Consider the following 20,269-nt stretch of genomic DNA (forward strand, 5'->3'; position numbering starts at 1 on the left):
CGCGGCGGCACGTGCGGCGCGGCTGCCGGTGCGATGTGGCGGTCAGCCCGTGTGCCAGGCGTGGGAGCGGGCGCGGGAGAGGGCCCGGCCGCCGAGGGCCGTGGCGATCAGGCCCAGGATCAGCGAGACGTAGGCGCCGCCCAGGCCGTTGCCGGTGCCGAGGCCGCCGTCGGCGGTGGCCGCGACCAGTCCGCCGAGGACGAGGCCGACGGCACCCGCCACGATGGCCGGGACCGGACCGGGGCGGCTGGACGGGCGTGCCAGGGCACGCCAGGCGATGATCACGCCGACGAGGGCGATGATCGCGCCCACGGAGGAGCCGAGGCGTCCGAGGCTGAAGGTGTAGACGCTCGCGGCGAGCAACTGGTCGGTGGCCATGGGGCGCTCCTTGTCGTACGGCTGCTGGGCGCCGGTCGCGCTCAGGTGGTGCCGATCGTGCCCGCCGGCCCCGTCGCCGGTCGTCCGGCAGCCGCAGACACTTCGCGCTGCCACGGCTGCGGCAGGTGTGGCGCGGATACCGCGGTCGCGGTAGGCCGCCGCTGCTCCGCGAGGTGGATTCGCCTCGGGCGCCGCCCGGCTATGGTGCGCGCATGAAGACGGCAGAGGTCGGTGTGCGGGCCCGGTACCGGGACGGGGTCAGGCGGGGGTTCGGCTTCGCCGACGGGGCCGGCGGCGGGGTCGGGGTCGGTGACTGGGTCATCGCGATCGGTGTGACGGCGGCGCTCCTGGTCACCGGGCTGTCCGAGCTGCGTTCCGCGGCGGGCGACGCGGTGACCTCCGGCCGTGATCTGCTCGGTCTCGGCCTGCTCGCGGCGGGCGGGCTCGCCCTGGCCGCCCGGCGGCGGGCCCCGGTGGTGGTGCTGGCCGTGACCGGTGCGTGCGCGGTGGCGTATCAGGCGGCCGGGTGGGACGTACCGGTCGTCGCGTACCTGTTCGCGGTGTACGCGGCCGTACGGGCGGGCCACCGCACGGTCACGGTGGCGGCGAGCGTGGTCATGCTCGCCGCGCTGCCGTTCGCGGCCCTGGTCTCGGGCCTGGACGACACGGGCGAGGCGTTCACCCGGGCCCGGGGCGCGCTCGAGATCGCCTGGCTGATCGCGGCCAGCGCCGCGGGAGAGGCGCTGCGGCAGGCCGAGCGGCGGGCGGAGGAGGCCGAGCGCACCCGGGAGGAGACCGCGCGGCGCCGCGCGGACGAGGAGCGGCTCCGCATCGCCAGGGAACTGCACGACTCGCTCACCCACCAGATCTCGGTGGTCAAGGTCCAGGCGGAGGTCGCCGTGCACGTGGCGCGCCGTCGGGGCGAGGAGGTGCCGGCTTCCCTGCTGGCGATCCAGGAGGCGGGGCGCGAGGCGAGCCGTGAGCTGCGCGCGACGCTGGAGGCGCTGCGCGACGACGACACGGCGCCGCCGCGCGGGCTCGACGACGTACCGGAGCTGGTCGAGCGCGCCCGGGCGTTCGGCGTGGACGCGACGCTGACGATCGAGGGCGAGCGGCATCCTGTGCCGGCCGCGGTGGACCGGACCGTGTACCGGATCGTCCAGGAGTCGCTCACCAACGTCGCCCGGCACGCGGACGCCGCCACGGCTTCGGTGCGGATCGACTGCCGGCCGGACGCCGTCGCGGTCCGTGTCGACGACGACGGCCGGGCGGTCGGGGCCGGTCAGGTGGGCGGGACCGGTCAGGCGGGCGGGGCGGCGGTCTTCACGAGCACCGGGAGCCCCGGGACCGCCGGGAGCCCCCGGACCGCCGGGACCGCGCGCGTGTCCGGCGTCCGGCCCGAAGCAGCGGCCGGCGGCGCACCCGGCTCCGGACTCGGTCGGTCCGGGCCCGGCTCCGGACTCGGACTGCTCGGCATGCGCGAGCGCGTGACCGCGCTCGGCGGCCGGCTGCGCGCCGAACCGCGCCCCGAGGGCGGCTTCACGGTCCAGGCCGAACTGCCGGTGGAGCGGGCGTCGTGATCCGGGTGCTCCTGGTCGACGACCAGCCGCTGATCCGCAGCGGGTTCCGCGCGCTGCTCGATCTCGAGGACGACATCGAGGTGGTGGCCGAGGCCGCCGACGGTGCCGAAGGGCTCGCGCTGGCGCGGGAGCACGTGCCGGACGTCGCGCTCGTCGACATTCGGATGCCGGTCGTCGACGGCATCGAGGCGACGCGGCGCATCGCCGCCGACCCGTCGCTCGCCGATGTCCACGTCGTCATCCTCACCAATTACGGCATGGACGAGTACGTCCTCGACGCGCTCCGCGCGGGTGCCGCCGGCTTCCTGGTGAAGGACGTCCTGCCGGAGGACTTCCTGCACGCCGTACGGGTCGCCGCCCGGGGCGACGCCCTGCTCGCCCCGTCGATCACCCGCAAGCTGATCAACCGTTACATCACCGTGTCCACGGGGCCCTCCGGACCGCTCCCCGCCGACGCCGTCGGGGCGGGGGCGGCGTTGGCGGCGCTCACCGGGCGGGAGCGCGAGGCGGTCGTCCTGGTCGCGCACGGCCTGTCGAACGACGAGATCGCCGAGCGCATGGTCATCACCACGCTGACGGCCAAGACCCACGTGAACCGGGCCATGACGAAGGCCGGTGCCCGCGACAGGGCCCAGCTCGTCGTCCTCGCCTACGAGTCCGGCCTCGTCCAGGCAGGCGTCTCCCGGCCGCAGGCACCGGACGGGCGCGGCTGACGAAGCCCGTGGCGGCGCAGCCGCGGGGTGGGGCGGCACGTGGCGGCGCAAACCGTGGTGGTCCCCGAGGTGCGCCGAACCCGCCGCGGGCCCGGCGCGCTACTCACCCCGTACTCGCTCCGCACTCATCCCGCACTCATCCCGCGTCTGAGTATCCGCGCCGACGCGGGCCGCGGCTCTCCGCTCGTACCGTCCTGATCATGATCTCCGTTCGGGGCGACCGCCCAACCTCCGCCCGCCTGACCCTGTGGTTCCTCTGCGGCCTGCTCGTCGTGGGCGCGGGCATCGCCGGCGAGTGGCTGTGGAACGGCACGCCGTACCCCGCGGCCGATCCCGACCGGGTCGCCGCACGGCTCAAGGCGCAGGCGCAGCGGGCGTACGCCGAGGCGGCGCTGCCCGGGGATCCCAAACCGTACTCCCGCGTGGAGACGGGCACCTGCTATTACCGCGGCCTGCGGTCCTTCGCCCACATCGACCAGGGGCGCCGCGGCGTGCGCAGCTTCCGGCTGTCCTGGCGGGTCACCGGCGTGGCGGAGGACACCGCCCGTACCGCCCAGGAGCGGACCCGGCTCCGCCTGGAGCGCGACGGCTGGAAGCTCACGAGCGAGAACGTCTCCGACCGGGGGTTCCGGTTCGAGCACCCGGAGACCGGCGACAAGGTGGACGTGGACTGGTACGAGCCCACGGGGACCTACGTCATGAGCACGTACGCCCCGTGCGGCGAACTGCCGGAGGGCTTCGACGAGTACGACTGGCCCGCGGCGGACTGGGCGCCCGGTAAGGAGCGGCGCACCGGCACCCGCCCGGGACCCGTCGGGAGCGACCCCGTCAGCTCCGGCGGCGGGCGTTGAGCCGGGCCGCCTGTCGGGTGAGGTGGTCGCGTTCGGCGAGGTTGGTGGCCTTGCCGGCGGCGTCGGCGTAGAGCCGGGCCGCCGTCGCCAGGTCGCCGTCGCGCTCGTGGAGGTACGCCGCGACCGCCGCGTACCGGGGCAGCGAGCCGTCCAGTTCCGCGAGCGCCGCGAGGCCGGCGCGCGGTCCGTCCGCTTCGCCGACGGCCACCGCACGGTTGAGGCGGACGACCGGGCTGTCGGTGAGGCGGAGGAGTTCGTCGTACCACTCGACGATCTGCACCCAGTCGGTCTCCCGGGCGGTGGGGGCGTCGGCGTGGAGTGCGGCGACGGCTGCCTGGGCCTGGAACTCGCCGAGCCGGTCACGGGCGAGGGCCGCCTGCAGGATCCCGACGCCCTCGGCGATCGACGCGTGGTCCCACCGGCTGCGGTCCTGCTCGGCGAGCGGCACGAGGCTGCCGTCGGGCGCGGTCCGGGAGGCCCGCCGGGCGTGGTGGAGCAGCATGAGGGCGAGCAGTCCGGACACTTCGGGGTGGTCGATCACGGCGGCGAGCTGCCGGGTGAGCCGGATGGCCTCGGCGGCGAGGTCGACGTCGCCGGAGTAGCCCTCGTTGAAGACCAGGTAGAGGACGCGCAGCACGGTGGCGACGTCCCCGGGCCTGTCCAGTCGTACGCCGGAGACGGTGCGCTTGGCGCGGCTGATGCGCTGGGCCATGGTCGCCTCGGGCACCAGATAGGCCTGCGCGATCTGGCGGGTGGTCAGTCCGCCGACGGCGCGCAGCGTGAGGGCGACGGCGGACGAGGGCGTCAGGGACGGGTGGGCGCAGAGGAAGTAGAGCTGGAGGGTGTCGTCGACGGCGGGCGCGGGTCCCGGTGCCGGTTCCCCGGTGAGGAGGTCCTCGCGACGGCGTCGGGCGTTCTCGGCGCGGGTCGCGTCCAGGAACCTGCGCCACGCCACGGTGACGAGCCAGCCCCTGGGGTCCCGGGGCGGCTCGGCCGGCCAGACGCGGAGGGCCTCGACGAGCGCGTCCTGGACGGCGTCCTCGGCCGCCGCGAAGTCTGCTCCGCGGCGGACGAGGATCCCGAGCACGCTCGGCGTGAGGCTCCTGAGCTGTGCCTCGTTCATCGGGGAGGTCACTCCGTGATGGTGGGCGGTGCGGAGAGGAAGGGCCGGAGCTCGAGCCACTCGTGGATCGGCCTGCCACCGGCTCCGGGTGCGGCCGACAGCTCACCGGCCAGCTCGACGGCGCGCTCGTAGCTGTCGACGTCGATCACCATCCAGCCGGCGATGAGGTCCTTGGTCTCGGCGAACGGGCCGTCGGTGACCGGCGGGCGCCCTTCGCCGTCGTAGCGCACGAAGGTGCCCTCGGGTGCGAGCGCCTGGCCGTCGACGTACTCGCCGGTCTTCTCGAGCCGGGCGGCGAAGTCGTGCATGTACTGCATGTGCGCCGAGATCTCCTCGGGCGTCCACTGGTCCATGGGCACGTCGTTGACCGGGGCCGGGGCGCCGCGGTAGTGCTTCAGGAGCAGGTACTTGGCCATGGTGTTCTCCTCGGTGCCGATGCGACCCATTGTGGTCGCGTTCACCCCGGGGACGGAGCCGGACCCGCGTTCTCGACATCGGCGCAGGATTTTCTTTCGACGATTTCCTTCGACATTGGTCGAGTGGGGCCGTCGGGCGTGACCGGATCTGCGTTTCGTCGTGCTGGAGTCGCCGCCGGACCTGCCGTACGCGTCGGGGAGGAGGTGGTGCCGTGTGTCGGTGCGGGCCCGTAGGCTTCGGCCACGAAGTCGCAGACGGGCACGGGCACGGCGCGCGGGGGGCATGGTGGTTGGGGCGGAGCAGAGGTGGGAGTCGGTTCTCGACGGGGTCGTGGTGTACGCGCAGGGCGCGTTGTGCACGCGGCTGGCGCGGGGCACCGTCCCGTCGGACGGGCGGGTGCGGGTCACGGGTCTGCCGCGGACGGTGGACGCCGGCTCCCTGCGGGCCCGGGTCCTCGGCGGTTCGGACCTGCGCGTCACCGAGGCGCGGATCGAGACGGAGGCCGAGCCGGTCGCCGAGGGTGACCGGGACGCGCTGCTGCGTGAGGTCGAGCGGCTGCGCGGCGAGTGCGCCGCGGCCCGGGGCCGCAGGCAGCGGCAGCTGGCGCTGATCGACGAGGTCGCGGCCCTGCGTCCGGTGCCGCCGCCGCGCAGGCGTGACGACCCGCCGCACCGGACCACTCCGGTCGAGGCGTGGCTGGAGCTGACCGAGTTCGTCGACGAGCGGCTCACCGGGCTGCACGCGCGGCTCGCCGAGCTCGACCGGGCGCTGCAGCAGGTCGAGCACGAGCTCTCCGTCGCCGAGGACGGATTCGGCCGGGCCTCCACCGCCCGGCCGTCCGCGCGCGTGGCCACCACCGTGTGCGCGGTCGTCACGCTCGACGGCGCGCCCGGCGAGGACGGCGGAGCCGTGGAGCTGGAGCTGGAGTACGGCGTGGCCGGAGCGGTCTGGGTGCCCACGTACCGCCTGTCGTGTCGTCAGGAGGACGGCGACGGCCGGCTGGTGCTGCGCGCCTCGGTCGCCCAGCGCACCGGTGAGGACTGGACCGGGGTGCGGGTCGCGCTGGCCACCGCCGACCTGCGCCGCCGTACCGATCTGCCGCGCCTCGGCTCGCTCCGGATCGGACGGAGCCAGCCCGCGCCCGCGCCCGCGGGCTGGCGGGAGCCCCCGTCGGGGCTCGCGGATCTCTTCACGGCGTACGACGCGCAGGCCGGGCGGCTGCGCCGGCCGCGCACGGCCGGTGGGCCCGCCGCCGCAGCGGCAGCACCGCCGGGTGCCGGGGTTTCCCCCGCTCCCGTGTCACCTCCACCTCTCCCGCCGCCACCGTCGCTGCCGGCGCCTGCGCCGGTGCCGCAGGCTCCCGGGGGTGCGTACGGCGGGTCTCCGGAGGTCGTGCGCGGCGCGCCGCGCGCCCGTGCGGCCGCTCCCGCGCCCGCGCCGATGATGCCCGCGGCGCCCGGCATGGCCGGCCCACCGCCGCCGCCTCCGCCGGGCGGGGCGGTCCCGACAGGTGCGGCGGGCGCGCCGCCCCTGCCCTCGGAGCCGGTGTCCGGTCCGCCGCGGCCGAGCGGCGACGAACTCGACTACGCCGCCCTCGTGCTGTGCGGTCCGGACGAGAAGGGCGAGCGCCGCGGCCGGCTGTTCCCGGGCGGCCCCTCCGACGGGGCGGCGGCCCAGCACCGGCGCCTGGCCGAGACGGTGGCCGCGCTGCGGCTGCCCCGGCACGCCGTACGGCCGCGGGAGTCGGCCGGTTCCTTCGACCACCGCTTCGACGCGGCCGCCCGCGCCGACATCCCGTCGGACGGCACGTGGCACACCGTCACCGTCGGCGAGGTAGCGGTCGGTCTGCGCACCGAGTACCTCACCGTGCCGTCCGTGGAGCAGACCGTCTACGCGACGCTGGTGCTGTCCAACGCGTCCGACCAGGCGCTGCTCGCGGGTCCCGTGGAAGTCACGGTCGACGACGAGTTCCTGCTGACCACCGGGCTGCCGACGCTCGCCCCCGGCGCGGTACGGCGCGTGGGCCTCGGGCCGGCCGAGGGGATCCGGGTCACCCGGCGCACGAACCTGCACGAGTCGACGGCGGGTCTGCGGGGTGGCACCACGGTGCTCGACCACCGCGTCCACGTCGAGCTGGCGAACACGCTGGCCCGGCCCGTCACCGTCGAGGTGCGCGAGCGGGTGCCAGTCACCTCCGAGGCGGACGTCAGGATCGAGGAACGGGCCGACTGGACGGCGCCCGAGGACGGTGCCGGGAGGAAGAACGGCTCCGGACCGCAGGGGTCGCGAGGTACCGGGGGACCGGAGGGGGCGGAGCACCACGCCGCCGGCACCCGCGTCTGGCGGGTCACGCTGCCCGCCGGCGGCACCGCCGCCCTCGACGGCGGCTACGAGATCCGCATCCCGGCCGGCAAGGCCCTGGTCGACGGCAACCGCAGGAGCTGACACACCCATGACCACGGCCCCGAAGAACACCGGAAACCCGGACACGGCAGCCTCCGGACCGCCGGCTGCCCCAGCGATCCCGCTGCCCGTCACCGCCGTCACCTGCCTTGAGGACCGGGCCCACGTCGAGCGCACCGCCGTGCTCGACCTGGAGGCCGGCGTGCGGCGGCTGCGGCTCGGGCCGGTCAGCGCGCTGGCCGTCGACCGCACCCTGCACGCCGAGCTGACGGCAGATCATGCCGCGAGCGTGCTCGACGTGCGGATCGTCCGCGGCTGGCAGCCGTCCGCGCCCGGTCCCTCCGCCGACGACTCCGCGCTGCGAGCGCGCCTCCACGCCCTGGAGGAGGAGCGCTCCGACGCGGAGCGGCGCCGCGACCGGCTGAAGGCCCGGCTCGATCTGCTGGGCCGGCTCGCCGCCGACCTGCTGCGGGAGATCGGCGAGGGCGCCGGGACCGGCGAGACCGATACGCGGCGCTGGACCCGCGAACTCGACCGGGTGGACGCCGAACGCGACACGTACGGCGAGGAACTCCGGGCCGTGGAGGCCCGGCTGGCGGCGCTCGCCACGGAACTCACCGAGACCGAGCAGGCCTTGCACGGGTCGGAGGAGGAGCCCGCCGAGCTGGTCGGCCACGTCGAGCTGACGGTCGAGTCCGCCGTCGCCGGGCCGGCGCGGCTGCGTCTCGGACACCTCACCCCGTGCGCGCTGTGGCGGCCCGCCTACCGTGCCGTGCTCGACGGGGACTCGCTGACGCTGGAGACCGAGGCGGTGGTGTGGCAGCGCACCGGCGAGGACTGGTCGGACGTACGGCTGACGCTGTCGACCGCCAGGTCGTCGCTGGCCACCGATCCGCCGCGGCTGGCCGAGGACCGGCTGACGCTCAAGGACCGCTCGGCGGAGGAGCGCCGGACGATCGCCGTCGAACTGCGCGAGGAGGAGACCTCCGCGCTGGGTCCGCTGCCCGTGCTCGGGCTGCCGGGCGTGGACGACGGCGGCGAGGCACGGGTGCTGACCGCCCCGGTGCCGGTGCGCGTCCCGGGCGACGGCCGCGCGCACCGGGTGCCGCTGTCGGCGTTCACCACTTCGGTGCGCAGCGAATACGCGTGCTCGCCGGAGCTGTCGCCGCTGGTCACGCAGGTGGTGCGGTTCGACAACCGGTCCGGGCACGCGCTGCTCGCCGGGCCGGTGGACCTGATCCGCGGCAGCGGGTTCAGCGGGCGGGGCACGCTGGACTTCGCGGCTCCGGGCGCTCCCGTCGAGCTCGCCTTCGGCAGCCGGGACGACCTCCGGGTGGTCCGCAGGACGGAGGAGACCCGCGACACCACCGGGCTCGCCCAGCGGACCGTGGTCACCCGCACCGTCCGGCTCCACCTGTCGCGCTTCTCCCCTCCCGGCGAACAGGGCGAACGCATGGTCGTCGTCAGGGAGCGGATACCCGTCTCGGAGGTGTCGGCGGTCCAGGTACGGCTCCACGAGGAGGCCTCCTCCCCCGCTCCCGAAAGCCTCGACGCGGACGGGATCGTCCGCTGGGACGTCGTGCTTCCTCCGGGCGGCCGGCGCACGGTCACGCTGGTCTACGAGGTCTCCGCGAAGGGTTCGGTGGTCGGCATCTGAACGCGGCGGGCGCACGCCGGCGAGCGGTCGCGCCGGCTCGCGGCCCCGTCCGCCCGGCCCGCGGAGCGTGCCGAGTACGGCGGCCGGCGGCTGAGTACGCGAACGGGGTGACCGGCACCGCCCGTCGGGTGGATCATTGCCGGGTCGGTCGACGCGGATCGGGGGGACATCGTGGCGCGTGCCGTGGTCGTGCACGGGGTGGGGCAGGAGTATCTGGGGCGGCGAAGCCTGCACGGTCCGGTCGCCGCCGCGCTCGCCGACGGGGTCGAGCTCGCCGCGGAGGCCGGCGACGTGCCCGCGAGCGCGGTGCCGGCGGTCGAGGACGTCGAGGTCGCCTTCTACGGCGACGCGTTCCGCACCGCGGGTGCCAAGAGCGGCCGGCCGGCGGTGCGTACGGTCGGCGACCTGACCGATCCGTACGAGCAGGAGCTGCTCCTGGCGATGGCGGAGTCCGCGGGCGGCGCCGGGGAGCGGCGGGGGCCGACGAAGGCGCCGACGCCGCGCGTCCTCCAGCAGGCGATGAACGCGCTGCTGCGCTCGCCGTTCCTGCCCGGGCCGGTGGCCGAGCGCTTCCTGCTGGGCGTGCTGCGGCAGGTGCGCCGGTACTTCGGCGAGGAGAAGGTGCGCGCCCGGGCCCTGGACGCGGTCGCCTCCCGGGTCGGGCCGGACACGACGGTGCTGGTCGGTCACTCGCTCGGTTCCGTCGTCGCGTACGAGGCGCTGTGCGCCCATCCGGAGTGGCCCGTGCGGCACCTGGTGACGCTGGGTTCCCCGCTCGGCATGCCCTCGCTGGTCTTCGACCGGCTGCGGCCCGCGCCCGGCGACGGGCCGGGCCGCTGGCCGGAGGGCCTCACGGACTGGACCAACCTCGCCGACCGGCACGACGTGGTGGCGTCGGTGAAGGAACTCGCCCCTCTTTTCGGCACCGTGGGCCAGGGCGTGCCGCCGCGGGTGCCGCGCGACGTCCCGGTGGACAACGGGTGGAAGGTGCACGACCTGCTGCGTCACCTGACGGCGCGGGAGACGGGTGCGGCGATCGGCGAGGGGCTGCGGGCGGGCTGATGGGCGAAGTGGAGCCGAAGCGGTACGTGCTGGCTTTCGGCGCCGCGCGGTACACGCACGAGGAACTTCCGGCGCTGCCCGGTGTCGCCGACGACCTGCCGAGCGTCCTGGGCTCGCTGGGCCGGGTCGGGTACGAGCCGGTGCCGGTCTTTCCCGACGGCAGTCTGGATCCGCCCCGCCCGGACGACGTGCTGCTGCCGCTGCTGCGGTGGCTGTCCGAGGGCTTCGAGGACGGCGACACGCTGCTCGTGTACTACAGCGGTCACGGCCAAACGGAGGGGCCCGAGCACTTCCTGATGTGCTCGGAGTCCGATCCGGGGGTGGCGGAGGTGCAGCGCACCGCCGTGAACGCCCGGGAGCTGGTGAAGCTCCCGGCGCTCAAGGGCGTCCAGCGGATCCTGCTCGTCTTCGACGCCTGTTACGCGGGCCGGGGCGCGGTCGACGCCGTCGGCTGGGCCGCCCAGGCCAAGCTCGCGGTGGCCCACGCCCCGGGCGCCGACCACCGCTTCCTGAAGTCGTTCGGTGTCCTCAGCGCCGCGCGTACGTCCGAGGAGGCGGAGGACGGCGCGTTCAGCGCGGCGCTCGCCCATGTGCTGGGGGACGAGGAGTGGCTGGGCCACCGTGCCAGTCACATCGCGCTGCCCGATCTCGTGCAGGCGCTGAACGCGGAGTTCCGGCGGCGCGGGGTGGCCCATCACGCGGACTGGGCGCAGCTGTGCGACGACACGGAACGCGGCAATCCGGCCACGGGGTTCTTCCCGAATCCGTTCCACGTGCCGGAGCTGCGGCTGGTGGACCGGGACCTGGACGTGGCCGAGCAGCGGCACTTCGTGCGGCGGCTCAGTGCGGTGTCCGGCTATGACGCCGCGGAGCGGCAGCGCCGCTACCTGGACCTGGTGGAGCACTTCTCGCTGCGGGGCACGGGCCGGCAGACGTTGCGGGAGATCGGCCACTACTTCACCGGCCGGGAGCGCGTACTGGGCCGGCTGGCGGGCTGGCTGCGCGGCGAGAACGACCGGTCCGCGCGTGTGTTCGTGGTGACGGGCCCGCCGGGCGTGGGCAAGTCGGCGGTGCTCGGCCGTCTGGTCGCGCTGTCCGACGCCGACGCGCGTGACCTGATCCCCGCGGACACCGTCGCCCCGGGGACGCAGCCGCCGGGCGGTTCCGTCACGGTCGCGGTGCACGCCAGGGCGTTGTCCCTGCCGCAGGTCGTGTCGGCGCTCGCCGCCGCCTTCCACTGTCCCGAGCCGACCGAGGCGGCCTTGCGGACGCGCCTCGGCTCTCTCGACGGCGTCGCCACCGTCGTCGTGGACGCGCTGGACGAGTCGGGCGTCGCCCACGACGAGGAGCGTCGCATCGCCGGCTTCCTCGCCGATCTGGCGGCGACGTCGCCCCGGCTGCGACTGCTCGTCGGCACGCGCCCGCACCTGGCCGATGCGGTCGCGGACCGGGCGCCGTACTGCCGGGTGGTCGATCTCTCGGCTCCGGAGTGGACCGAGGACGAGGATCTCGTGCGCTACTCCGAGCGCATCCTCAGGTCGCCGCTCGGGCCGCACAGCGGCACCGGGATGCCCGACGACCTCGTCTCCTCGGTGGCACGCGAGATCGCCGAAGCCGCCCGCCCCATCTATCTGGCGGCCCGGCTGATGGCGCGCTCCGTGGCCGGCTCGGACTTCCCGCGGGCGGGCACGGACGAACCGCTGGCGCTGCCCGCGCGCGATCCGGAGGCGGGACCGACCGCGCAGATCGGGCGGGCGTTCCGGTGGGCGCTGGCACGACGGCTGTCCCCCGCCGAGGTCGCGGAGGTCACGGCGCTGCTGCTGCCCCTCGCGTACGCCGAGGGGCACGGCATGCCGCTGTTCCCGACCTGGGCGGCGCTGGCCGCCGACCGGCCGGAGCGGATCGCGCAGACCGCCGAGCGCCTGCACCGTCTGCTGCGGGACGACGCCGTCGGGCCGTATCTCGTGGAGGCGGTCGACGAGGACGGCCGTTCCGTCTACCGGCTCTACCACCAGGCGCTCGCGGACGAGCTGCGGCGGCGCGACGCCCCGCCGCACGCGGAGACGCGGTGGTACGAGCGGCTCCGGCGTACGGTCCCCGGCGCGGGTGACGGCGCACCGCTGTGGCACGAGGCGGACCCGTACCTCCTGCGCCGTCTGCCGGCGATGGCGGCGGCGGCCGGCCGGCTCGACGAGCTCGTCACCGACGCGGAGTTCCTGGTCCACGCGCACCCGTCGGGCCTCGCCCCGTGGCTGCACGGCCTGCGCACCGAGGAGGCGCGATCGACGGCCGCCGTCTACCGCGAGCATCTGGAGCTGCACCAGGAGCTCGCGTGGGACGAGCGCCGCCACGTGCTCGCCTGTGACGCCGCCCGGCACCGGCACGCGGTGCTCCTCCGGAACCTCAACGCCGACGGCCGGGAGGGCCGTTGGCGGCCCTTGTGGTCCGCGGCGGGCAGCACCGCGGCGACGCTCTCGGTCCAGCGCCTCGCCCACAGCGTCGGGCCGGTCGACGCGACGGCCAGGGTCGTCCTCGCGGGGCGGGACGTCGTCGTCACCGTCGGCGCCGACGGCGGCCCCCCGCGGGCCTGGGAGGTGACGACGGGCCGTCCGGTGGAACTGCCGGCCGCCGTCTCCCGGGCGGACGTCACCGCCCTGGCCGCGGCCTCGCCGGCCGGCCGGGACGTCCTCGTCGCCGGCACGGCCACCGGCGGGCTCCGGATCCACGACCTCGGCAACGGCAGGACCCACGTGGGTGCTCCTGGCGACGTCCCGTCCTCGCGGCTGACCGAGATCGTCACCGTGGACCTGCCCGACGGGAGGGCTGCGGTGAGTGTCTCCGACGACGGAGAGCTGCGCGCCTGGGAACTCGGCGACGCCAAGGCGCTGCCCTGGACGGCCCGGCTGCCGGACGGCCGTCCCGGCGGTCTGGCGACGGTCACCGTGGACGCGGATCCCTACGGCCGCACCGAGGGTGCGCGGCGGGGCCGTCCCCTGGTCGTCGCCGGGGGCCGGCACGGTGTCCTGCACGTCTGGGATCCGCTGCACGACCCGGCCGGGCCGCACGGCTTGCTCACGTCGACCACGGCGGACCAGCGCCGCCCGTCCCTCGACTCGGTGGGCTGCGCCCTCGTCCACGCGGTCCCCGTCGCGGTGACGACCGATCAGCGGGCGGTACGGATCTGGTCGCTGCGCCGGCCGCGCGCGCCGCGAGAGGTGCACACGCTCACGCTGCGGTCGCCCGCCGTGGCGGTGTCGTGCACGACGCTCAGCGGCCGGCCCACGGCGGTCCTCGCCTGCGCGGACGGCACCGTGTCCCTGCTCGACCTGGAGACCCGCCGTTTCCTCGCCTCGTCGAGGGCACGGCGGGCGTCCTCGCCTCCTGGAACCGCCGACCGGCCGCCGCCGCTGCCCTTCACCACCCTTCACACCTCGGTCTCCGCCGACGGCATGGCCACCGCCGTCCTCGGCACGCCCGACGGCACGGTGTACGTGTGCGACCTGGCCGCACAGCCGGTGGCACCGACCGGCGGGCACACCGGGCCGGTCAGGGGCGTCGCGTGCCTGAACGACGGACATCGGCCGCTGCTGCTCCTGACCGCGAGCGCCGACACGACGGTGCGCGGCTGGCGGATGTCCACGGGAGCGTCGGCCACGCGCCCGCTGACCGACGGCGTCTCGGCGTTCACGGGGGTCGTCGCGGCCCGGGTGGACGGCCGGCTGCTCGCCCTCACCCGGGCCGCCAACCGGCCCGCGGAGGTCTGGGACCTGGACAGCGGCACGACCATGGAGCGGGAGCGGCCGCGCTGGCCGGTGGCGGCGGCGATCGGCGACGACGCGGGCCGTCCGGTCGCCGTCACGGCCGATCACAACCATGCCGTCGAGGTGTGGGACCTGATCAGCGGTGCCACTCTGCACCGCCTGGCGAAGTGCGCGGGTCCGGTGACCGCGCTCTCCTGCGCGCCCCCGGGCGGCGGCCTGTCCGTCGTCGCCGCCCAGGCGAACGGCGCGGTGACGCTGTGGAGCGGCGTTGCCGGCGGCAGCGAGCGGCACGAGCTCCGCGCGGCGTGGCGGGTGACCGCGGTCGTGTGCGTGCGCACGGCCGTGGGCCGTCCCGTCGCTGTCGCCGCCTGCGTCGACGGCGCGGTGCGGGCGTGGGACGGGACCGACACCGTCACGCTGGCGCGCTACCGTCCGAAGACGGACCGGGAGGACGACGCGAGCGCGTGGGAGCGCAGGGCCACCGCCGTCGCCGCGCGGATCGTGCGCGGCTCGCTGCTGCTCGCCACGGGTGACACGGCAGGACGGGTCACGATCTGGCGGGCACCCGTCGGGGCCCGCGCGCTCCCTCACTGCGGCAGCCCCGCCGACACGTTCTCCCTCGCCGGTGACGATCCGGTCAGGTCCCTGGAGTTCGCGCCGGACGGCCGCCTCGTCGTCGGCTCGGACGACGACGTGTTCGTCTTCGCCCCTAACGGCCCTGGAGCGACTTGACGTTGTCGCCGAAGGTCCAGTTCTTCGAGCCGTCCCAGTTGGCTGACCAGGTCATCAGGCCCTTGAGGGCGCCGGCGTAGTGGGTCCAGGCCTGGGCGACGGAGGACGGAGCCATGTAGCCGCCGCCCGCGCCGGGTTGCGCGGGAAGTCCGGGGACCTGCTTGTCGTAGGGGACGCGGATCGTGGTGCCCTGGACGACCAGGCCGCGGTTGAGGCAGTCGGTCTGGGCGACGAAGCCGGTGACGGTGCCGGCGGAGTAGGAGTCGCCGGAGCAGCCGTACATGCTGCCGTTGTAGTACTGCATGTTGAGCCACCACAGGCGGCCGTTGTCCGCGTACTTCTTGACGATCGGGAGGTAGGCGCCCCAGATCGATCCGTAGGCGACGCTGCCGCCGGTGACGTACGCCGTCTCCGGAGCCATCGTCAGGCCGAAGCCGGCGGGCATGCGGGCCAGGACGCCGTCGATGATGCGGACGAGGTTGGCCTGCGAGGCGGACAGGGTGCCGATGCTGCCGCTGCCGACGAGGCCGGTCTCGATGTCGATGTCGATGCCGTCGAAGTTGTACGTCTTCAGGATCGGCACGATCGTCTCGACGAAGCGGTCGGCGACGGCCCGGGAGCTGAGGTCGATCCCGGCGGCGGCGCCGCCGATGGACATGAGGACCGTGGCTCCGGCCGCCTTGGCCCGGCACATCTCGGCGGGGGTGGGGACGCGGACGGTGCTGTCCATGCCGTCCTCCCAGAGCACTGTGCCGTCGGAGCGGATCACGGGGAAGGCGGCGTTGACGACGTTGTAGCCGTGGGCGGCGAAGCGCGGGTCGTCGATGGGCGCCCAGCCGAAGGGCGGGTGGACGCCGTTGGCGGCGCCGTCCCAGTTCTCCCAGTATCCCTGGAGCACCTTTCCGGCGGGCCTGGGCTTGAGGGCGCAGGTCTCGGCCGTGGTCGCGGCGGCCCGGACCACCGTGGTCGCGGGCTTGCCGTCGGTGTCGGCCGCCGCGGCGGGGGCCGTGAGGCATGAGACGGCGGCGAGCAGGGTGGCGAGCCCCGCTCCGAGGACGTGGGCGATCCGGTGGCCTGGCATGCGTGCTCCTTGGGACGTGGGGGGAGGGTCCTGAGCATGGCGAGCGAGGGGTGCCACGTGCGGTCCCCACGACCGTAGATTGGTCCAGACCAAGCGTCAACACCCATGGACGGGCGGGCCGTTGACGACGGGAACGTAACCCCGCTCAGGAAGTCCGCCGTGTCAGTCCGTGGGGGCGAGCCGGTCGAGTTCGCGGGCGATCGCCTCGCGGAGGCCGTCGTGCAGTGGTCCGAGGCGGTAGGACCCGGCGCTCCAGTGGGCGCGGGGGTAGAGCCACACGGGCATGTTCACGATCTCGGGCGGCTCCCACGCGTAGCGCGGCCAGACGTGGGCGTGCAGGAACGGCTCCTCGTTGCCGAGGATCTCGATGTTGACGCGACGGAAGGCCGGGTCCTGCCTGGCGCACGCACGTTCGACGGCCTCGGCCATGCGGTCCAGGTCGTCGAGGTACGCGCGGCGCTTAGGCCTCGGCAGGTCCGAGAGACGCTCTACGTAGGGCTCGTCCGCGAGGAGGACGGAATAGCCGGGCAGGAACTGGACGTCGCCGATCACGGCGAAGCTCGCGTCGAGCCGTCGCATCACGGTCGGGTTCTCGCCACGGAGCGCGGCTCCGATGCGATCCGTACGCCAGTCGGCGTGTGCTGCGTCTGTCATGCCGCGAACCTATCCGTGCGGCCCACTATCGTGAGGCGTGGGGCGACGGCAGAGGAGGGCGGCGCCATGACCGGACCGAGCAAACCGGTCGGGCCGACCGGACCGGGCGGACCGAGTGGCGGGCCCGGCGGGTCCCGGTCCCATCCGGTCTTCGCGCGGTTCTACGCCAAGGTCGCCGGTCCGGCCCTCGACAGGGCCGGGGCGGCCCGGCACCGTCGACGGCTGCTGGCCGGGCTCACGGGTGACGTCGTCGAGATCGGTGCCGGGAACGGGCTGAATTTCGTCCACTACCCGCCGGACGTACGGCGAGTGGTCGCCGTCGAGCCGGAACCCCGGCTCCGCGCGCTGGCCCGCGAGGCCGCACGTACGGCACCGGTGCCGGTGGAGGTCACCGCGGGGGTCGCCGAGGACCTGGCCGCGCCGGACGCCTCGTACGACGCGGCCGTCGTCTGCCTCACGCTCTGCTCGGTGACCGATCCGGATGCCGCGCTCTCCGAGCTCCATCGCGTCCTGCGGCCGGGCGGCGAGCTCCGCTTCTTCGAGCACGTGCGCGCCGAGTCGCCCGGCATGCGCCGGGTCCAGCGCGTCCTCGACGCCACGATCTGGCCCCTGCTGGTGGGCGGCTGCCACACCGGACGCGACACGCGCGCGGCGATCACGGCCGCGGGCTTCTCCCTCACCTCGATCGACACCTTCCCGTTCCCCGAGGCCCGTGTCCCCTCGCCGGCCGCCACCCACATCCTCGGCACGGCCGTACGCCTGCCCGGCTGACCCCTGCCCCCGGATCCCGATCCGCGGTCCGATCCCGGTCCAGGATCCCGTGATCCCGAAATCCCGAAATCCTGCATCCGATCAGTTTCGGAGAAGCCTCCTCACGCGCGTACTCCCTAGGATGGAGATCAGTCAGCAGGACCCCGAACACCCCATGCACAAGGAGTAGTTCAGCCATGACGGACGCGAAGAAGACCTCCCGCAGCACCAAGCCGACCGACGCCGCGGCCGAAGGGTTCACCGACGAGGAGCGCAGCGCGATGAAGGCGCGCGCCAAGGAGGTGCGGGCGGCCTCGCGCGGCGGTTCGGCCGCGGACAAGGCGGCCGCGGCGGAGGCCGAGGTCGTCGCCAAGATCGCGGAGATGCCGGAGGAGGACCGCGCCCTGGCCGAGAAGGTGCACTCGCTGGTGAAGACCGTCACGCCGGAGCTCGCGCCGAGACTCTGGTACGGCATGCCCGCCTACGCCAAGGACGGCAAGGTGCTGTGCTTCTTCAAGCCGGCGTCGAAGTTCAAGGCCCGGTACGCCACCCTGGGGTTCAGCGACGTGGCGGGCCTGGACGACGGCGTCATGTGGCCGACCGAGTTCGCCCTCACCGGCCTCGGCCCGGCCGTCGAGGAGCGGATCGCCACGCTCCTCAAGACCGCGGCGCACTGATCACGCGACCGGCGCCGCGAAGCCCGTACCGGGGTCGTCGCCCGGCCCCGGACCGGGATCGGGGCCGGCGCCCAGCAGGGCAGCGAACAGGCCGGCCGCGTCGGTGCCCCGCGGCAGGTCGCTGACCTGGCCGTCGCCGACCTCCACCACCTGCCAGGCGCCGGTGTCGGCGAGGCGGGCCAGGTCCGTGGCGACGAAGCGGCAGCCGAGCGCCCGGACCAGCGGGCGCACGGCCGTGAGGTCGGGCGCCGGACGGACCAGCGGCGTGTCCGGATGCGGGCCGACGAGGACCGGCCGCCCGTCGAGCCACCAGACGCGGGCCTCCTCGGCGCGCCCGTGCGCGTCGCGCACGTACCGCTCGAAGCGGCGCAGCACCACTCCGCCGGCCAGGAAGTCGCCCTGCAGCTCGACGAATCGCCCGACCACCCGTCGCAGGCCGGCGGCGTCGGCGAGATCCGGCACGAAACAGGCCTGCGCCCATTCGTGCTTGCGTGACTTCACGTAGTCCTTGACCACGGCCGGGCCGTGCCCGCCGAGTCCGGCGGCCGCCGCCGCGAGCGCCGCGTCCCGCGGCATCCCCGTTCCCGGGATCCAGGTGCTCGGCGGGGTGACGCCGGAGAAGGTCGCGTACCAGCCGGGCAGCTCGTGGGCGCGGGCGTAGGCGCGCGACGAGGTGAGCAGCGTGCGGCCGCGGTCGGCGAGTGCCGCCTCCATAGCCGCGTACGCCGTCGGGGGCAGCATCCAGCCGCGGTACCAGAGCGTCCCAGGCCCGGCCGGGACCCGCCGTACCGCCTCCGGCGCGTGTCCGGCGAGCAGCGCGTCGTGGTCGACGACCGCATGGCCGGTGCCGAGTTCCCCGGCATGCCGCGCCTCCGCGGCGAAGTGCGGATCGGGGCGGTGTGGACGGAGCGGATCGGACGGCAGGACGAGCATCGTCCGCCCGTCCGGGACGGGCTGAGAGCCGGACTGTGCGAGGGGTTGCGGGCCGGGCCGGGAGCCGGGCCGTGCGAGAGGCGCTGCCATGGCCGCAGCGTAGGGCGGCGGCGTCCTGGCCGAAACGGATTTCCGCCCCACCGGACGGACTTACCCGTTCCGGTGGTTTGGCCGAACTACGCGTAGACCGGATAGATGCCTGAGGCATGTAGTGGATGCGGCAGCCGTCTCCGGAAGCCGGCGACGACCCATCGACCCATGACCGACGATCGACCACCGCCGTCTGCGAGGTCCCCCCATGACCGAAGTCGTGGCCTTCCCCCAGAACCGTACGTGCCCCTATCACCCGCCCACCGCCTACGACCCGCTCCGCGACGAACGCCCGTTGTCCCGTGTGACCCTGTGGGACGGACGGCAGGTGTGGTTCGTCTCCGGCCACCAGGCCGCCCGAGCGCTCCTCGCGGACCAGCGGCTGTCCACCGACTCGACGCACCCCGACTTCCCGATCCCGACGGAACGCGCCGCCGCCGTACGCAGGCGGCGCCGCGCCGCGCTGCTGGGCTGGGACGACCCCGAGCACAACGTCCAGCGACGGATGCTGATCCCGAGCTTCACCGTCAAGCGCATCGAGGGGCTGCGGCCCCGCATCCAGGCGACCGTGGACCGGCTGATCGACGACATGGAGGCGGCGGGGCCGACGGCCGAGCTGGTGAGCGCGTTCGCGCTGCCCGTGCCCTCGATCGTCATCTGCGACCTGCTCGGCGTGCCGTACGAGGACCACGACTTCTTCGAGGAGCAGTCCCGGCGGCTGCTGCGCGGGCCGACGGGCGAGGACACCGAGGACGCGCTGGCCCGGCTCGAGGGCTATCTCGGCGACCTGATCGACGGCAAGCGCGACGAGCGGGGCGAGGGCGTGCTCGACGACCTCGTCGCCCGGCAGCTCAGGGACGGGAAGCCCGGCCGGGAGGAGCTGGTGCAGCTGGCGAGCATCCTGCTGATCGCGGGGCACGAGACCACGGCGAACATGATCTCCCTCGGCACCTACACGCTGCTCCGTCACCCCGATCGCCTCGCGGAGCTGCGCGCCGATCCCGCGATCCTGCCGGAGGCGGTCGAGGAGCTGCTGCGTTTCCTGTCCATCGCGGACGGGATGCTGCGGGTCGCGCGGGAGGACGTCGAGGTCGGCGGGGTGGTGATCCGCGCGGGCGAGGGCGTGGTGTTCTCGACCTCGCTGATCAACCGTGACGCCGGGACCTACGCCGATCCGGACAGCCTGGACTGGGTGCGTTCGGCGCGGCACCACCTCGCCTTCGGCTACGGGATCCACCAGTGCCTGGGTCAGAACCTGGCCCGCGCGGAGCTGGAGATCGCGCTCGGCACGCTGCTGCGCAGGCTGCCGGGGCTGCGGCTGGCGGCACCGGCCGAGGAGATCCCGTTCAAGCCCGGGGACACGATCCAGGGGATGCTCGAACTCCCCGTGACATGGTGAAGGACCGC

16 protein-coding genes are annotated in these 20,269 nt (G+C 74.7%); 10 read left to right on the forward strand and 6 right to left on the reverse strand.

From position 1 onward, the window contains the following. Window positions 1-42: 42 nt before the first annotated feature. Window positions 43-492: a DUF6223 family protein gene (locus ACFY8W_RS24725; protein ID WP_391109046.1), complete on the reverse strand. Its 450-nt coding sequence runs from the start codon at window positions 490-492 to the stop codon at window positions 43-45. Between the two features lie 98 nt (window positions 493-590). Between ACFY8W_RS24725 and ACFY8W_RS24730 the strand changes: the two genes are divergently transcribed. The 3 genes from ACFY8W_RS24730 (at window position 591) to ACFY8W_RS24740 (ending at window position 3,522) form a co-directional block, all read left to right on the forward strand. Further along, the gene (locus ACFY8W_RS24730; protein WP_391109049.1) at window positions 591-1,958 is read left to right on the forward strand and encodes a histidine kinase; all 1,368 of its coding nucleotides are present in this window, start codon (window positions 591-593) and stop codon (window positions 1,956-1,958) included. Then, the gene (locus tag ACFY8W_RS24735; protein WP_391109052.1) at window positions 1,955-2,671 is read left to right on the forward strand and encodes a response regulator; all 717 of its coding nucleotides are present in this window, start codon (window positions 1,955-1,957) and stop codon (window positions 2,669-2,671) included. The genes ACFY8W_RS24730 and ACFY8W_RS24735 overlap by 4 nt, the downstream gene beginning before the upstream one ends. A gap of 200 nt (window positions 2,672-2,871) precedes the next feature. Continuing rightward, window positions 2,872-3,522 (forward strand): hypothetical protein, encoded by a 651-nt coding sequence (locus ACFY8W_RS24740; protein WP_391109055.1) that lies wholly within the window; start codon window positions 2,872-2,874, stop codon window positions 3,520-3,522. Here the strand turns inward: ACFY8W_RS24740 and ACFY8W_RS24745 are convergent. Beyond that, window positions 3,500-4,645, reverse strand: a complete 1,146-nt coding sequence (locus ACFY8W_RS24745; RefSeq protein WP_391109058.1) for a DUF6596 domain-containing protein — start codon at window positions 4,643-4,645, stop codon at window positions 3,500-3,502. The genes ACFY8W_RS24740 and ACFY8W_RS24745 overlap by 23 nt on opposite strands. A gap of 8 nt (window positions 4,646-4,653) precedes the next feature. Beyond that, the gene (locus ACFY8W_RS24750; protein WP_385693327.1) at window positions 4,654-5,061 is read right to left on the reverse strand and encodes a YciI family protein; all 408 of its coding nucleotides are present in this window, start codon (window positions 5,059-5,061) and stop codon (window positions 4,654-4,656) included. A gap of 283 nt (window positions 5,062-5,344) precedes the next feature. Here ACFY8W_RS24750 and ACFY8W_RS24755 point away from each other — a divergent pair, with 283 nt between their 5' ends. The 4 genes from ACFY8W_RS24755 to ACFY8W_RS24770 all read left to right on the forward strand — a co-directional run bounded on the left by ACFY8W_RS24755 (window position 5,345) and on the right by ACFY8W_RS24770 (window position 14,677). Continuing rightward, window positions 5,345-7,507 (forward strand): DUF4139 domain-containing protein, encoded by a 2,163-nt coding sequence (locus tag ACFY8W_RS24755; protein WP_391109060.1) that lies wholly within the window; start codon window positions 5,345-5,347, stop codon window positions 7,505-7,507. 7 nt (window positions 7,508-7,514) lie between these two features. Beyond that, on the forward strand, window positions 7,515-9,122 hold the full coding sequence (locus ACFY8W_RS24760; protein WP_391109063.1) for a mucoidy inhibitor MuiA family protein: 1,608 nt from the start codon (window positions 7,515-7,517) through the stop codon (window positions 9,120-9,122). Window positions 9,123-9,293: 171 nt separating this feature from the next. Continuing rightward, window positions 9,294-10,184 carry an alpha/beta fold hydrolase gene (locus tag ACFY8W_RS24765; protein ID WP_391109066.1) on the forward strand — a complete coding sequence of 297 codons (891 nt, stop codon included), beginning with the start codon at window positions 9,294-9,296 and terminating at the stop codon, window positions 10,182-10,184. Continuing rightward, window positions 10,184-14,677, forward strand: coding sequence for a caspase family protein (locus ACFY8W_RS24770; RefSeq protein WP_391109069.1), 4,494 nt, complete (start codon window positions 10,184-10,186; stop codon window positions 14,675-14,677). The genes ACFY8W_RS24765 and ACFY8W_RS24770 overlap by 1 nt, the downstream gene beginning before the upstream one ends. Here ACFY8W_RS24770 and ACFY8W_RS24775 read toward each other — a convergent pair. Next, entirely contained in the window at window positions 14,655-15,758 is a 1,104-nt protein-coding gene (locus ACFY8W_RS24775) for a glycosyl hydrolase family 18 protein (protein WP_391109072.1), read from the reverse strand. The two genes, ACFY8W_RS24770 and ACFY8W_RS24775, sit on opposite strands and share 23 nt — an antisense overlap. Window positions 15,759-15,920: 162 nt before the next feature. Then, window positions 15,921-16,412, reverse strand: coding sequence for a diadenosine tetraphosphate hydrolase (locus ACFY8W_RS24780; protein ID WP_391109075.1), 492 nt, complete (start codon window positions 16,410-16,412; stop codon window positions 15,921-15,923). Between the two features lie 66 nt (window positions 16,413-16,478). Here ACFY8W_RS24780 and ACFY8W_RS24785 point away from each other — a divergent pair, with 66 nt between their 5' ends. Then, window positions 16,479-17,183 carry a methyltransferase domain-containing protein gene (locus ACFY8W_RS24785; RefSeq protein WP_391109078.1) on the forward strand — a complete coding sequence of 235 codons (705 nt, stop codon included), beginning with the start codon at window positions 16,479-16,481 and terminating at the stop codon, window positions 17,181-17,183. Between the two features lie 176 nt (window positions 17,184-17,359). Continuing rightward, complete coding sequence (locus tag ACFY8W_RS24790; RefSeq protein WP_391109081.1) at window positions 17,360-17,839, forward strand: iron chaperone; 480 nt, start codon at window positions 17,360-17,362, stop codon at window positions 17,837-17,839. Here the strand turns inward: ACFY8W_RS24790 and ACFY8W_RS24795 are convergent, their stop codons facing one another. Further along, window positions 17,840-18,772, reverse strand: coding sequence for an ATP-grasp domain-containing protein (locus tag ACFY8W_RS24795; RefSeq protein WP_391109669.1), 933 nt, complete (start codon window positions 18,770-18,772; stop codon window positions 17,840-17,842). A gap of 298 nt (window positions 18,773-19,070) precedes the next feature. Here ACFY8W_RS24795 and ACFY8W_RS24800 point away from each other — a divergent pair, with 298 nt between their 5' ends. Further along, entirely contained in the window at window positions 19,071-20,261 is a 1,191-nt protein-coding gene (locus ACFY8W_RS24800) for a cytochrome P450 (protein ID WP_391109083.1), read from the forward strand. Window positions 20,262-20,269: the final 8 nt, after the last annotated feature.

This window comes from Streptomyces sp. NPDC012637, assembly GCF_042954805.1.
Lineage (GTDB): Bacteria > Actinomycetota > Actinomycetes > Streptomycetales > Streptomycetaceae > Streptomyces.

Coding starts and splice junctions, on each gene's coding strand:
- ACFY8W_RS24730 (WP_391109049.1), top strand. CDS start 591: ATGAAGACGGCAGAGGTCGGTGTGCGGGCCCGGTACCGGGACGGGGTC.
- ACFY8W_RS24740 (WP_391109055.1), top strand. CDS start 2,872: ATGATCTCCGTTCGGGGCGACCGCCCAACCTCCGCCCGCCTGACCCTG.
- ACFY8W_RS24745 (WP_391109058.1), bottom strand. CDS start 4,645: ATGAACGAGGCACAGCTCAGGAGCCTCACGCCGAGCGTGCTCGGGATC.
- ACFY8W_RS24750 (WP_385693327.1), bottom strand. CDS start 5,061: ATGGCCAAGTACCTGCTCCTGAAGCACTACCGCGGCGCCCCGGCCCCG.
- ACFY8W_RS24755 (WP_391109060.1), top strand. CDS start 5,345: ATGGTGGTTGGGGCGGAGCAGAGGTGGGAGTCGGTTCTCGACGGGGTC.
- ACFY8W_RS24760 (WP_391109063.1), top strand. CDS start 7,515: ATGACCACGGCCCCGAAGAACACCGGAAACCCGGACACGGCAGCCTCC.
- ACFY8W_RS24770 (WP_391109069.1), top strand. CDS start 10,184: ATGGGCGAAGTGGAGCCGAAGCGGTACGTGCTGGCTTTCGGCGCCGCG.
- ACFY8W_RS24775 (WP_391109072.1), bottom strand. CDS start 15,758: ATGCCAGGCCACCGGATCGCCCACGTCCTCGGAGCGGGGCTCGCCACC.
- ACFY8W_RS24780 (WP_391109075.1), bottom strand. CDS start 16,412: ATGACAGACGCAGCACACGCCGACTGGCGTACGGATCGCATCGGAGCC.
- ACFY8W_RS24785 (WP_391109078.1), top strand. CDS start 16,479: ATGACCGGACCGAGCAAACCGGTCGGGCCGACCGGACCGGGCGGACCG.
- ACFY8W_RS24790 (WP_391109081.1), top strand. CDS start 17,360: ATGACGGACGCGAAGAAGACCTCCCGCAGCACCAAGCCGACCGACGCC.
- ACFY8W_RS24795 (WP_391109669.1), bottom strand. CDS start 18,772: ATGCTCGTCCTGCCGTCCGATCCGCTCCGTCCACACCGCCCCGATCCG.
- ACFY8W_RS24800 (WP_391109083.1), top strand. CDS start 19,071: ATGACCGAAGTCGTGGCCTTCCCCCAGAACCGTACGTGCCCCTATCAC.